The 13,191-nt window shown below is 51.6% G+C and carries 12 protein-coding genes; 3 read left to right on the forward strand and 9 right to left on the reverse strand.

Translation table 11 applies throughout. The annotated features are described in order from the left end of the window. Window positions 1-14: 14 nt before the first annotated feature. Genes ACSPHG_RS00345 through rfaQ form a run of 3 tightly spaced genes read right to left on the reverse strand, consistent with a single transcriptional unit; the run spans window position 15 to window position 3,319 of the window. A complete protein-coding gene (locus ACSPHG_RS00345; protein WP_435951505.1) occupies window positions 15-1,115 on the reverse strand; it encodes a glycosyltransferase in 1,101 nt (366 codons plus the stop codon). 3 nt (window positions 1,116-1,118) lie between these two features. Then, window positions 1,119-2,246, reverse strand: a complete 1,128-nt coding sequence (locus tag ACSPHG_RS00350; protein ID WP_435955914.1) for a glycosyltransferase family 4 protein — start codon at window positions 2,244-2,246, stop codon at window positions 1,119-1,121. Continuing rightward, window positions 2,246-3,319, reverse strand: coding sequence for a putative lipopolysaccharide heptosyltransferase III (rfaQ, locus tag ACSPHG_RS00355; protein WP_435951506.1), 1,074 nt, complete (start codon window positions 3,317-3,319; stop codon window positions 2,246-2,248). The genes ACSPHG_RS00350 and rfaQ overlap by 1 nt, the downstream gene beginning before the upstream one ends. Window positions 3,320-3,476: 157 nt before the next feature. Here rfaQ and ACSPHG_RS00360 point away from each other — a divergent pair, with 157 nt between their 5' ends. After that, a complete protein-coding gene (locus tag ACSPHG_RS00360; protein ID WP_435951507.1) occupies window positions 3,477-4,445 on the forward strand; it encodes a polysaccharide deacetylase family protein in 969 nt (322 codons plus the stop codon). A 13-nt stretch (window positions 4,446-4,458) separates the two neighbouring features. On the opposite strand, the gene ACSPHG_RS00365 is transcribed toward ACSPHG_RS00360, so the two are convergent. From ACSPHG_RS00365 to rfaD, 6 genes are read right to left on the reverse strand one after another with little or no spacing between them, the layout of a single operon-like run. After that, a complete protein-coding gene (locus tag ACSPHG_RS00365) occupies window positions 4,459-5,673 on the reverse strand; it encodes an O-antigen ligase family protein (RefSeq protein ID WP_435951508.1) in 1,215 nt (404 codons plus the stop codon). Beyond that, on the reverse strand, window positions 5,661-6,581 hold the full coding sequence (locus ACSPHG_RS00370; protein WP_435951509.1) for a glycosyltransferase family 2 protein: 921 nt from the start codon (window positions 6,579-6,581) through the stop codon (window positions 5,661-5,663). Before ACSPHG_RS00370 ends, ACSPHG_RS00365 begins: the two co-directional genes overlap by 13 nt. A gap of 25 nt (window positions 6,582-6,606) precedes the next feature. Then, window positions 6,607-7,707 carry a glycosyltransferase family 9 protein gene (locus ACSPHG_RS00375; RefSeq protein WP_435951510.1) on the reverse strand — a complete coding sequence of 367 codons (1,101 nt, stop codon included), beginning with the start codon at window positions 7,705-7,707 and terminating at the stop codon, window positions 6,607-6,609. A gap of 6 nt (window positions 7,708-7,713) precedes the next feature. Beyond that, window positions 7,714-8,691: a lipopolysaccharide heptosyltransferase RfaC gene (rfaC, locus tag ACSPHG_RS00380; RefSeq protein ID WP_435951511.1), complete on the reverse strand. Its 978-nt coding sequence runs from the start codon at window positions 8,689-8,691 to the stop codon at window positions 7,714-7,716. Further along, entirely contained in the window at window positions 8,691-9,740 is a 1,050-nt protein-coding gene (gene rfaF / locus ACSPHG_RS00385; RefSeq protein ID WP_435951512.1) for an ADP-heptose--LPS heptosyltransferase RfaF, read from the reverse strand. Before rfaF ends, rfaC begins: the two co-directional genes overlap by 1 nt. 16 nt (window positions 9,741-9,756) lie before the next feature. Beyond that, window positions 9,757-10,689 carry an ADP-glyceromanno-heptose 6-epimerase gene (gene rfaD, locus ACSPHG_RS00390; protein WP_435951513.1) on the reverse strand — a complete coding sequence of 311 codons (933 nt, stop codon included), beginning with the start codon at window positions 10,687-10,689 and terminating at the stop codon, window positions 9,757-9,759. Between the two features lie 217 nt (window positions 10,690-10,906). Between rfaD and kbl the strand changes: the two genes are divergently transcribed. Further along, on the forward strand, window positions 10,907-12,103 hold the full coding sequence (gene kbl / locus ACSPHG_RS00395; RefSeq protein ID WP_435951514.1) for a glycine C-acetyltransferase: 1,197 nt from the start codon (window positions 10,907-10,909) through the stop codon (window positions 12,101-12,103). 10 nt (window positions 12,104-12,113) lie between these two features. Beyond that, complete coding sequence (gene tdh / locus ACSPHG_RS00400; RefSeq protein ID WP_435951515.1) at window positions 12,114-13,139, forward strand: L-threonine 3-dehydrogenase; 1,026 nt, start codon at window positions 12,114-12,116, stop codon at window positions 13,137-13,139. Window positions 13,140-13,191: the final 52 nt, after the last annotated feature.

Raw genomic sequence — 13,191 nt, forward strand, 5'->3', positions numbered from 1 at the left:
ACCTGAAAATAACGTTATCTTTTTTCTGTTGCCAGGGACAAATACTGCTGGCAAATAGCACCGATGCTATAGGACTCAATGGTGTTGGCATCAATAGCCGGCGGGTTGTGGTAGATGTCGAGCATGGTATTCGCCAACTGTTGGTCACTCATGCCGGAGAGGCCGCGAGCCAGCGGCCCGGTCAGGATCTCTTCCGGGCCGCCCGGGCAGTGTGTGCTGACTGCTGGCGTCTGGCAGATGAGGGCTTCGACAAGCACGTTGCCAAAGCCTTCACAGTCGGAGCTTAAAAGCAGCATGCGGGCATTGGCTATCCATGGGTAAGGATTGGCTGCGAAAGGTTTGATAAACACGCGATCCGCCACGCCCGCCGCGGTAGCCATGGTTCTTAGCTGTTCGATTCGTTCAGCGCTGCCGTTTCCCATCAGCACCAGCGGCGCTTCGATGCCGCTTAGCGCGTAGGCTTTGATTAGCCGGTCGTGGCGTTTGTGCTCATGGAAACGCCCGACATGGATGAGATAGTCCTGGCCCGCCATTTCGCACGGCTCTTTGGCGCGCTGGTGGATGCCGTCGATATCGAACGGATTATGAATGACCGTGCTTCTCGCAAGCGTAATATCAAAGCGCTGGGTGATATCTTTCAGCACCGCCTTCGATACGGCAACAACGTTACTGTTCTCATAAACGCTTTTGATTTTTTTACGTTTTATCCAGCGTGAGAAACCGTGTCGATGCAGCAGGTAAGAGAAGGAGAACATGCCGTGTACGCAGTACCACAGCCTGTCACGTGGAATCGTTTTGGTATGGGCGACGATGCGGTCTGTTTTATGCAAATGAGAGAAAATGAGGTCGAATTGCCCACTTCTTTGCGCTTTTTCAACGGCTTCATCCAGAAGTGCCGCGCGGCGTGAGAGCTCCGTGAGCTTGCGCCACGGTTTTTTGCAGGTATCCAGAATGATTTGATAGTCGACGCCGTCCGGGATTTCATAATCGCAGACGCGGCGCAGCGAGAAAACCGAGACCTGATGGCCCATACCGACCAGCCCCTTTGAAAGGGTAAGCACGGTTTTTTCAGCGCCGCCGCCGGGTAAGCCATCAATAATCATTAGGATGCGCATCGTCTAATCCAGTATGTTTTGATACAGCGAAATAAGTTGCTGTGAAAGTTTTTCCGGCGTCGCATCCCTGACTCGTTCACGTGCATGTATCCCCATGACCTCGTCCAGATGGCGGGCGGGAATGGCCATTACAGCAGCCGTCAGCTCATGAATGTTAAGTGCATCGCAAACGTATCCATTTTGTTCGGTCGTGATAAATTCTGCCCCGCCGCAGGTGGGCGTGGTGATAACCGGTAAACCACATGCCATCGCTTCCAGGATCACGTTCGGGAAGGGATCGTAGAGCGTTGGCAGCAATAATGCGTCAGCAGCCTGATAGAAGGGCAGCGTATTTTTCTGCACTCCCATGAAAATCACCCGATCCTGACACCCCAGAGTTTGTGCCAGCGCCCGGTACTGCTTTTCTGCTTTATCTTGTCCTACCACTATCAGGTAGCGATCGGTACTGGCGATAGCCCGGATTGCGCTGGCAAGACCCTTGCGCTCAAAACCGGACCCCACGTATACCAGTGCTACCGCCTGCGGTGGAATATTGATTTCATGCCGCCATTTTGCCCTCTGCTCCGGCGTGGCCGGAACGAAGCGGGAGGAATCAATAGCATTATAGATGACATGTATCTTATTAGCAGGTATAGCAAAATCTTCGATGATTTCGCGTTTTACCATTTCTGCATTGCAGATCACGGCTTTCAGCTCCGGCGCCTGATACATCGCCCGCTCGGCCTGCATGACGTAGCGATGATAGCGATCGCGAAGCAGCAGCTTTTGCCGCCAGGCTGGCAGGATACGAGCGCGCTGTAGCAGCCAGCGGCGGTGCACGCCATCGCCAGCGCGATAGATATCGCAGCCGGCTATACGTTCATGGCTTTGTACAAGATCGAAATTCTCACGCTGCCACAGCGCGCGTGCGGCATCGGCAAAACCTTTCTCGCGGCTAATCCGCCCCCACTTCATCGGGTTGCAGATATGAATATGCCAGTTTTCCTGGCGTTCGCCCTGCCACTGCCGCGTGATGACGTTCAGCTCCAGGTCATGTGCGCTTAAGGCCTCAAGGGCGCGGGAAACAAAGCGTTCTGCGCCTCCATCGGGGCGATATTTTTGGCGCACGATAGCCAGACGGCAGCGTTTCATCACAGCAGTTTCCTTGCGGCAGCAATTACGACATCGGAAGGAATAGCATCCAGATAGCGTTCGCTGGTTTTTGTATCAATTTTATCGGGATCCGGCAGCGGGCCGTAGTCGCCCGCCCAGATAACCTCGCCTTTCACCTGCCACGGGCTCCAGAACGTGAGTTTGGATGGGCCAAACAGCGCGATGCAGGGCGTTTGCAGGGCGGCGGCCATATGCATGGGAACGGAGTCAACGCCGATAAACAGACGGGCATGGTCGATAAGCGCGGCTAGCTGACGCAGGCTTAATTCACCGGCCAGGGAATAAACCCGTTCGGCCGGGCAAAGCGCACGGATGCTTTCAATCATCGCCTTTTCATTTTTATCCGGGCCGGAGGTCAGCACGATGGTGTGCCCATCCTGCTGGAGCGCGGTAATCGTCTGCGCCATTTTTGCATCATCCCAACACTTAAAGAACCAGCGGGATGTTGGCTGAACGACGATAAACGCTCCATCAACGTTTTTTTCTTTGAGCTTGTTCTGCACGGCCAGCCAGTCATCGGGCCGATAGCTCATCGTAACTTCGGAAACCGTGGGGATAGGTAGCGGAGCAAGAATTGACAGATTTTGCTCAACGGTGTGCATGTGTTGATGGCCAGTAACCGGCGCGAGCTGCGTATGGCACTGTTGCCAGAACCAGCCACGGCGCTTGTTGAAGTCAAAGCCTATGCGGACAGGCGCACCGGTAAAACGGGAAACAATAGCGCTACGCCACTGGTCGGCAAGGTTTAGCACCAGGCTATAACGCTGTTGGCGCAGCGTCCTGAGGAGCTGCCACTCTTTGCAGAAGTGCTGACGGGTGCCCAATTTTCGCCATTTACGGTCAATGCCATAGATGTGATGGATAGAGGGATGGGCGGCCAGCATATCGCGGGTTTCTTCATAAAGCAGAACGTCGATCTGTGCCTGCGGCCAAGCCTGATGCAGGGCATTGATCACCGGCGTTGTCAGCAGCATATCACCGTGATGACGCAGCTTTATGAGTAATATACGAGTTTGCGGCCCGTCAGCGAGTGTCTGCAAAGCGTTATTCATTATCGTCTTTAGGTGATTAACCAAAGCGTGATTCTAATAGACCTTGAGTATGGTTGCTACAATTCTACTCGGGAGTCGGTGCATTCCTGGAAAGCGGTTTGCCCTTGTCCGGGAGGCTGCGTAACATGGCGGAAATATCGTTAGCGTAGAGACGGCAATGAGCACCCCAGCATTTATCATCACGATTGATACCGAAGGCGATAATCTGTGGCAAAACCATCGACAGATTAAAACGGAGAACGCGCGTTTTTTGCCGCGTTTTCAGGCGCTTTGCGAAAAATATGCCTTCAAACCCGTCTGGTTAACCAACTATGAGATGGCCGTCGACCCTGACTATATCGCTTTTGCTAAGGACGTTATTGCGCGCGGGCAGGGTGAGGTGGGAATGCATTTGCATGCATGGAACAGCCCACCGGAATTTGATTTAACCGGCGACGATTGGCGCTGGCAACCCTATCTTATTGAATATCCTGACGAGATCCTGCGCGAAAAGGTCGTCTATATGACGACGCTTCTTGAAGAAACTTTCGGTACCAAAATGCTCAGCCATCGTGCCGGGCGATGGGCGTTTGATAGCCGCTACGCACGCCTGCTGGTGGAGTTGGGCTACAAGGTTGATTGTTCGGTGACGCCCCGCGTGAACTGGCGGAACGCTAAGGGATCGCCAGCTGGGACGGGCGGTACGAATTATCAACACTTCCCAACTCGTTCCTACTTTATGGATCTTGATGTCATCCATCAGCCGGGAGATTCTCCGCTGTTGGAAGTCCCGATGAGCATTCAGTACAAGCACAGCGCGCTGATGAATACCTTTAAGCAGGGCTACGACAGGCTTCGCGGAAAATATCGCAGCCCGTCGGTGAACTGGCTTCGTCCGGCGAGAGGAAATGCTGCGCAGATGATAGATGTGGCACAAAAAACGTTGGCGGAAGGCAATGATTACGTCGAGTTTATGCTGCACTCTTCGGAATTTATGCCGGGCGGAAGCCCGACGTTCAAAGACGAAGCGGATATCGAACGTCTGTATCAGGATCTCGAAACGCTGTTTGCCTGGCTTGCCGAGCGGACGCGAGGTATGACTTTGGCGGAATACTATCAGGCCAAAGTTAATAAGCCGGGCGCGTAGGCCCGGCGTTTGGTCATGCGATTTGTTTTTGCTGCGGTAGCGTAATACTACAGACACCGATTAAAGCGACGAAGAATAATATAGCCTCTGAGCTTAAAAGTATGACGTCGCTTAAGCCGTAAACAATCATGCAGTTCAAGGTAAACAGCAGGGCGGTATTGCGGTTGCGCAGAGCGACCCAACTAATACCGATATATAGCCATAATAATGCAAGACCGCCCAAAATCCCCTGTAACGATAAGGTGTCTATCGTTTCATCGTGCAGATGGACATTTATAAACTCCATGGCAGATCTGTACTGTGGTTTTTCTTTTACGTATTGTGCCGAATAGTCATAGCGGGATTGAAGCGATTGCCCTAAAGGTGCATGCGCGAAATTATTCAATCCAATCGTCCACATAGAGAAACGCGCGCCCAGGGAGGTGTTATCCTTACCCTCCTGGTACAACGTGATTTCATTGTAGGTTTGTGCGATTTTCGGATAAATAAATTTATTGTAGAGCGCACCAAAGGCTATTGCAGCAACAATTAATACGGCAAAAATAGTCTTTAGATGAATCTTTTTGAAATAATAAGCCGTCATCAAAAAGACGATCAGCAGATGGCAAATAATTGCTGCACGGGTCCCGGTAACGATGATAACCACAAACGACAGTATTATGGCCAGCGCAGCAATCACATAGCATGCTATCTTATTCTGAACATACAGCTGATAGATAAAGAAAATACTAAGCGCAGAATAAATATAAGCAGAAATAGTTGCCCTGTTAATACTCATTTCTGCTCGCTGCATGCCATGCATAATCTGCCACCAGGCATAACAGGAAGCACCGAGCACGGCGGCGCCCGTTGCGATTAACAACCACTTTTTATAATCAACGTTTTTAATGTGATAATTTAGCTGCGTGAGGTAGAAAACCAGTACTCCACCTAACACTAATTTCTTTCCGCCAACTAAATGGTCATTGTAACTATTAAAAGCTTCTGTACCATATTGATACCATAGGTACCAGACTACTTTAATCAAGCCAAATAGAATGATGGGGTAGGCTATATTAAAGCTTTTAAAGCTAATCTTTTTGCGCTCAATGAAGAGGCCAATAATACTAAGATAAATAGCAATATAATAAAAATCTCTTTGACGCCCAGTATTAATGAGCGCTAAAGAAAACGAAACAACTGTAAAACAAAATACAGCCAAATATAAACGGCTCTTTAATTTTTCCATAATGTACTCAATGCTTTTCTCTTATAGCTAACGCGCACGCTGAGGTCCAAAAAGAAGCTAACTGAGTGCGTCAAAAGAACATGTTGTTTTACGGTAGCGGCTTGGGCGCTTTTTTGAACTAAGGAGTTATATTTAATAGCAATGTCTAACCAGTGGCACAGGATCAGGTTTTTGAACTTTTCAGGGAACGATGCTTCCATCTTGATAGTGCAGGTTATCAAGTTGTCGATTTTCTCCTGATTTGGCGTTGTGGATAGAGTGCCATGATTTTTTATATAATAATAATGACTGTCATGCTGGAAATAAATATCGGTTGCATCCATCAGCATGCCTGGGAAGATATAGAAATCTTCGTAGCAGGTCATGGCTGGGATCTTGTGCTTTAAATAAATATCACGTTTGATAAATTGACCGATTAAATGAGCCTGCAAATCTTTATGAATTAAAAATCGTTTTACAGTTTCAGTCTGTGATATTTTCTCAGGGCTCAGGCCTGACCATGAATTATCAACTTTTTTGAGGTCGCGAATTTCATGCAGACGAGTGAGTAACATATCTGGCGCAGTTTGTTCAAGAAACGACATAATAGGGGCCAGGGTATTAGCCTTTAATAAGTCATCACTATCTAGCATGGTAATATAATCCCCTTTTGCCAAGGAAATACCATGTTGGCGCACGCGGCCGATGTTTTTGTACTCTACGGTTGAGGATACGACCTGAGGGTAATTGCTCGCAAAGTGGGCGATTTTATCCCCAGTGCTATCTTCTGAGGTGTCATTAATGATTATTATTTCAGACTGAACGATTGAAGGACCAAGGGCTTTTAACAGGCTATCAAACGTGGCATCTATCGTTTGTTCACAGTTGTGTGCAGCAATAATTATACTCAGAAGCGGGTTGTTCTTCATATATCTACTCATTAACAGCCTGAGGCTAATCGCAGCGCGTTTCTAATGCTGCCGTAGTATCTATGTTTTTAGTTATAAACTGCTGAATCGACGTTAAATCTTTATCACTTAAAGCAAACAGCTCTTCTCGCGGAGTATCGAAGAAATACGGTGCTTCAAAGATGTAGGATTTCTCATACTTTTCATTTCCGATAAACAGAACATTGCCCAGAGGCCTCTGTTCGGTCATACAGCATGGTCCATAAATGAGAACAATCGGGACGTTAACGGCATCAGCGATATAAACATTACCGGAATCGGAGGCGATGTAAAAATCCATTTTGCTAATCGCAAAAGGGACGTCCTGGAGAGGAAGCTCTCCAATCAGGCTGATGATATTCCCACGCTCGCCGAGCTTTCGGTTTAAATCGTCGAGCCAGACCTGCTCGCTCTTTGGCCCAAAAACATAAAAAACACAGTTCAGACCATCAAGCGCATCAAAGATTTTTTTCCACGTCACGGGCGGGATAGTTTTTGATTTGTTACCGGCAGAGATGCTGATACCAATTTTTATGACATTTTGTTTATCGAGAGAGGCCGTATAGACCGCGGGTATTCTTAAAGGAGACGTAGCGTGCTTTGGGTAGTCGCTCGAGCTTAGTTTGCGATCCGCGAGCTTAAGATAGTCGTCCACGGTTAATTGATTTTTGCGGTGGTCAACCACCCCATCAGCCGCCAGATAAAAAAGGCCATGGTACCAGCGGCGGTTATAGGTGCTTAAAAACTGCTTGTTAGCCGCGTTACAGCTCGCCGCAAAGAAAAGGTTGGTGCTGTTGGGCTGAAGGAGATAAACATTTTCATAGCGATTCATCAGCTTGAACGCCAGACGAAACTTACGCCATAAGCTCTTTTTATGTTCTTCAACCAGGAAAATAGTGTCGATGGTTTCGTCGTGCTGCGCCAGCGGCAGTACGGTTTTACCGATCAAAACGTCACTGTGCTTGAGATGGGCGAGCAGAGGCGTAACGTTAATGAAATCGCCGATTTTGGCCGTTTGAATCATCAAATTCCGGCCAGTCTTCTTGTAAAACAGCTTACCGATCAGCTTGAACGGCAGCAAAAAGATATAAAGGAAGAGGTAGCTCATTAATCGTTATTCTTTGGCTAATTGAGTAGTTGTCCGGAGCTTACTGAATGCTTCAGTTGCAGCGATGTTAGCCATGCTTTTTCCCGCACCGATGATTTCATGCTGGTTTTGTCCGTAACCGCCAATCAAACCCGGGTCGGTCGGGCCATACAGCGTAATGTTTGGACGATTAAGCGCAGCGGTCAGATGGCTCAAGCCTGTATCGACCGACACAACCGCCCGCGCCCCAGCAAGCTGCCTGGCGACCTGCTCCAGAGATAAACGTGGCAGTACATCGACGAAAGTGAACCCTTCAGCCAGTCGCTTCGCGCGCTCGTGTTCGTGTTCTGCACCCCACGGGAGTTTAATACGTAACCCCGTTTGTTGCATTAATTGAATAAGATCTCGCCAGTTCGATTCCGGCCAGTGTTTATCATCACGCGTGGTGGCGTGAAGAAAAACAACGTATTCATTGGCATCCGCTGGCGCTGTGGCAAGAAAATGCTGCGCTATAGCATAGTCGCCTTTAGACTTTGGTTGTTCGTATCCGATGCTTTTTGCGAATAATTCACGCGTGCGTTCAACCGCATGCTGCTGCTTTGCGATTGCGTGGCGTTTGTTATAGAAGAAGCTGGCAAGCGGTTCACGCGCGCTGTTCCAGTCCATGCCGTGCTTAACGCCACGGGCTTTCCGCGTCACAAGTGCCGCGCTTTTTATTAGCCCTTGGGCATCAATGACAACATCATACTTTTCGGTGCGCAGAGCCTGATAAAACGCTTTGCGTTCCGCTTTGACGGCTGCTGAAAACCAGTTTTTCCGCCAGCGGCGAATCGCCACCGGAAGCACTTTGTCTACCGCAGGATGCCAGGTTGGGATCTGCGCGAAACCTTCTTCGACAACCCAGTCGAATCGTATTCCCGGAATGGCTCGCGCCGCATCGGTGAGCGCGGGCAAAGTATGTAGCACATCGCCCATTGACGAGGTTTTGACGATCAGAACCCGCATTAGGCTTCTTTCTCCGCTTGCAGCAGCGCGTTCAGCTCATCCATAACACGGTCAGGCGTGATATCAATCAGGCTCTGGTGATAGCCTTCAGCGGCATCGCCCTTACGGATTTTGTGATAGCCGCTAATAAGGCGGATCACCCGTGCCTTATGTGACAGCGGCGGCGTGAAGTCCGGGCTGCTTGGCCCGTACAACGCAACCAGCGGGCGGTTGAGCGCAGCGGCAACGTGCATAAGGCCTGAATCGTTGGTGATGACCGCTTTGCACGCCGCAAGTAAAATGACGGCCTGCTCAAGCGCTGTGTCTCCGGCCAGATTACGGCAGTGCGCCTGCTGCACGGTAGTGAGCGCCGCGAGGATATCGTTCCCGGCCTCTTTATCTTTAGCAGAGCCGAACAGCACCACCTGATAGCCATCGTCGATGAGCTTGCCGGCAAGCGTTGCGTAGTGATAGTGCGGCCAGCGCTTAGCCGGGCCGAACTCCGCGCCCGGACAGAAGCCGATAATTGGACGGGAGGCTTCGAGGTTAAACGCTGCGCAAGTCTGCGCTTTTTCGCCTTCGTTGACCTGCAGCTGCGGCCACAGCAGCGGCTGAGGAAGATCTTTGGCCGACTGCATTACGCCTTTGTCATACGCCAGGGCAACATAGCGTTCGACCATCAGTGGCCAGGCCTGTTTATCCAGCACGCGGGCATCGTTAAGCAGGCCATAACGCATCTCACCCCGCCAGCCGGTGCGCTGCGGCACGTTGGCAAAGAACGGGACGAGGGCAGATTTGAAGGAGTTGGGCAGCACGTAGGCGCGATCATAGCGCTTTTCGCGCAGGCTATGGCCCAGACGACGGCGTTCGCCGATTTCCAGCGCGCCGTGTCCGAGGGGCATCGCCAGCGCTTCGTTGACTTCAGGCATGCGCGACAGCAATGGACGACACCATGCCGGTGCCATCACATCGATTATTGCCTGGGGATAGCGCGCCTTGAGCGTGCGATAGAGACTTTGCGACATCATCATGTCGCCCACCCATGACGGGCCAATCACCAGTATTTTCATGCGTCAGGCTACCTGCTTATGCGTCACGGTTCAGCCAGACCATGTATTCTGTCACGCCTTCGGCAACAGTTTTGAATGGCTTATCGTAGCCTGCAGCGCGCAGATTAGTCAGATCGGCCTGAGTGAACGCCTGATAGCGGCCTTTGAGTTTTTCCGGGAACGGAATGTACTCAATGCTGCCTTTTTTATGGAACGCGAGAGCCGCGTCGGCGATAGCCTGGAATGACTCGGCGCGGCCTGTGCCGCAGTTATAAATACCGGAAACGCCGTTCTGCCAGAACCACAGATTAACCGCGGCAACGTCACCCACGTAGATGAAGTCGCGCTTAAAGCCGTCGCTGCCTTCAAACAGCTTAGGATTCTCGCCGTTGTTCAACTGGGTATTCAGATGGAAAGCCACGCTCGCCATGCTGCCTTTGTGGCCTTCGCGCGGGCCGTAAACGTTGAAGTAGCGGAAGCCGGTAATCTGCGAATTCGCTTCTGGCAGGATCTGACGAACGTACTCGTCAAACAGGAATTTGGAGTAACCATAAACGTTAAGAGGCTGCTCGTATTCGCGGGATTCGATGAAGTCGCTGTTGCGGCCGCCGTATGTGGCTGCGGAAGAGGCATACAGGAACGGAATTTCACGCTCCAGGCAGTAATGCAGCACTTCTTTGGAGTACTGATAGTTGTTATCCATCATGTACTTGCCGTCCCACTCGGTGGTGGACGAGCAGGCACCTTCGTGGAAAATGGCGTCGATTTCGCCGAACTCTTCGCCTGCCATCACCTGGATCAAGAAATCTTCTTTATCCATATAGTCAGCAATATTGAGGTCAACCAGGTTTGCGAACTTGGTGCCATCTTTGAGGTTATCGACCACTAAAATATCAGTGTAGCCAATATCATTCAGTGACTTAATAATGTTGCTGCCGATAAACCCAGCACCACCGGTGACAATAATCATAAGCGTAACCTTAACAATATAGGGGGCCGCGAGGCACGATACCTCACGCGCTAATGGCTCTTATCATACCATTACAATCAAAGACCCGCCTAATCAGACGAAGTTTCTGCCCCTCGTGATTTATCCTGCAAAAATCAACTTCCCTGAAGCGTAATCTCGTCTCCTGGTATAGGTTTGGGTAATATGTGCCGAAATTTGCCCTGCCTGGAGAATCGCGATGCGCGAAGATTTTTACCAACAGTTAACGTCCCAGCTTGATACCGCACGTGCGGAAGGCCTTTTTAAAGAAGAAAGAATCATCACCTCCGCGCAGCAGGCGGATATCACCGTAGCCGACGGCAGCCAGGTGATTAACTTCTGCGCCAACAACTACCTGGGGCTTGCGAACCACCCGCAGCTTATTGACGCGGCGAAGCAGGGGATGGATACGCACGGTTTCGGGATGGCGTCAGTGCGCTTCATCTGCGGCACGCAGGACAGCCACAAAGCGCTGGAAGGCAAGCTGGCTGGCTTCCTGGGAATGGAAGACGCCATTCTCTATTCCTCCTGCTTTGACGCCAACGGCGGCCTGTTCGAAACGCTGCTTGGGCCGGAAGACGCCATTATTTCCGATGCGTTAAACCACGCCTCCATTATCGACGGCGTGCGCCTGTGTAAAGCGCAGCGCTATCGCTACGCCAACAATGACATGCAGGAACTTGAGGCGCGTTTGAAAGAAGCGCGCGCGGCTGGCGCTCGCCACGTGATGATCGCCACCGACGGCGTATTCTCCATGGACGGCGTTATCGCCAACCTGAAAGGCGTGTGCGATCTGGCTGACCAATATGATGCGCTGGTGATGGTCGATGACTCGCACGCGGTTGGCTTTGTGGGCGAAAACGGGCGCGGCACGCATGAATACTGCGACGTGATGGACCGCGTGGACATCATCACCGGCACGCTGGGCAAAGCGCTTGGCGGTGCTTCTGGCGGTTACACTGCCGGTCGGAAAGAGGTGATCGAGTGGCTGCGCCAGCGTTCCCGTCCTTACTTGTTCTCCAACTCGCTGGCTCCGGCCATTGTCTCCGCATCTATCAAAGTTCTGGAGATGCTTGAAACCGGTGCCGAGCTGCGCGAACGCCTGTGGGCTAACGCCAGCCTTTTCCGTGAAAAAATGACGGCGGCGGGCTTCACGCTGGCGGGGGCCGATCACGCGATTATCCCCGTGATGCTTGGCGAAGCGGTTGTCGCGCAGAACTTTGCCCGCGAGCTGCAAAAAGAAGGCATTTATGTCACCGGGTTCTTCTATCCGGTTGTACCAAAAGGTCAGGCGCGTATCCGCACCCAAATGTCTGCGGCCCACACCACGGAGCAGATTGAACGCGCGGTTGCGGCGTTTACGCGTATCGGTAAACAGTTGGGCGTTATCGCCTGAGGGAGCGGTCATGAAAGCATTAGCGAAACTGAAAGCGGAAGAAGGCATCTGGATGACGGATGCGCCCAAACCGGAAATGGGCCATAACGATCTGCTGATCAAAATCCGTAAAACCGCGATTTGCGGTACCGACGTGCATATCTATAACTGGGATGAATGGTCGCAGAAGACCATCCCGGTGCCGATGGTGGTCGGTCATGAATACGTGGGCGAAGTGGTCGGCATCGGTCAGGAAGTGAAAGGCTTTAAGATTGGCGACCGCGTTTCCGGCGAAGGCCACATCACCTGTGGGCACTGCCGTAACTGCCGCGCGGGCCGTACCCATCTGTGCCGCAATACAACCGGCGTGGGCGTAAACCGCCCGGGCTGCTTTGCGGAATATCTGGTGTTACCGGCGTTCAACGCGTTCAAAATCCCGGACAACATTTCCGACGATTTAGCCTCCATCTTCGACCCGTTCGGCAACGCGGTTCACACCGCGCTGTCGTTCGATCTGGTGGGGGAAGATGTGCTGGTATCCGGCGCGGGTCCGATTGGCATTATGGCTGCGGCTGTGGCAAAACACGTCGGCGCGCGTAACGTCGTTATCACCGATGTGAACGAGTACCGTCTTGAGCTGGCGCGTGAAATGGGCGTGACCCGCGCGGTGGACGTCAGTAAAGAAAACCTGAACGACGTCATGAAAGAGCTGGGAATGACCGAAGGTTTTGACGTCGGTCTGGAAATGTCCGGCGCGCCGCCTGCGTTCCGCACCATGCTTGATACCATGAACCACGGTGGCCGTATCGCCATGCTGGGTATTCCGCCTTCCGATATGTCCATCGACTGGACGAAAGTCATCTTCAAGGGGCTGTTCATCAAGGGGATTTACGGGCGCGAAATGTTCGAAACCTGGTACAAAATGGCCGCGCTGATCCAGTCCGGTCTGGACCTGTCGCCAATCATTACGCACCGCTTCGGGATTGATGACTTCCAGAAAGGCTTTGACGCCATGCGTTCCGGGCAGTCCGGGAAGGTTATTTTGAGCTGGGATTAAATTGTCGCGACTGTGATTTGTAGGGCGGATAAACGAAGTGCCATCCGCCATA

It is taken from the genome of Dryocola baronae (assembly GCF_051297175.1).
Taxonomy (GTDB): Bacteria; Pseudomonadota; Gammaproteobacteria; order Enterobacterales; family Enterobacteriaceae; genus Dryocola.

Excerpts from the sequence above, each read along its gene's own strand:
- rfaD (WP_435951513.1), bottom strand. The coding sequence starts at position 10,689 with ATGATTATTGTCACCGGTGGTGCTGGGTTTATCGGCAGCAACATTATT.
- ACSPHG_RS00345 (WP_435951505.1), bottom strand. The coding sequence starts at position 1,115 with ATGCGCATCCTAATGATTATTGATGGCTTACCCGGCGGCGGCGCTGAA.
- ACSPHG_RS00360 (WP_435951507.1), top strand. The coding sequence starts at position 3,477 with ATGAGCACCCCAGCATTTATCATCACGATTGATACCGAAGGCGATAAT.
- rfaF (WP_435951512.1), bottom strand. The coding sequence starts at position 9,740 with ATGAAAATACTGGTGATTGGCCCGTCATGGGTGGGCGACATGATGATG.
- tdh (WP_435951515.1), top strand. The coding sequence starts at position 12,114 with ATGAAAGCATTAGCGAAACTGAAAGCGGAAGAAGGCATCTGGATGACG.
- ACSPHG_RS00365 (WP_435951508.1), bottom strand. The coding sequence starts at position 5,673 with ATGGAAAAATTAAAGAGCCGTTTATATTTGGCTGTATTTTGTTTTACA.
- rfaC (WP_435951511.1), bottom strand. The coding sequence starts at position 8,691 with ATGCGGGTTCTGATCGTCAAAACCTCGTCAATGGGCGATGTGCTACAT.
- ACSPHG_RS00375 (WP_435951510.1), bottom strand. The coding sequence starts at position 7,707 with ATGAGCTACCTCTTCCTTTATATCTTTTTGCTGCCGTTCAAGCTGATC.
- ACSPHG_RS00350 (WP_435955914.1), bottom strand. The coding sequence starts at position 2,246 with ATGAAACGCTGCCGTCTGGCTATCGTGCGCCAAAAATATCGCCCCGAT.
- kbl (WP_435951514.1), top strand. The coding sequence starts at position 10,907 with ATGCGCGAAGATTTTTACCAACAGTTAACGTCCCAGCTTGATACCGCA.
- rfaQ (WP_435951506.1), bottom strand. The coding sequence starts at position 3,319 with ATGAATAACGCTTTGCAGACACTCGCTGACGGGCCGCAAACTCGTATA.
- ACSPHG_RS00370 (WP_435951509.1), bottom strand. The coding sequence starts at position 6,581 with ATGAAGAACAACCCGCTTCTGAGTATAATTATTGCTGCACACAACTGT.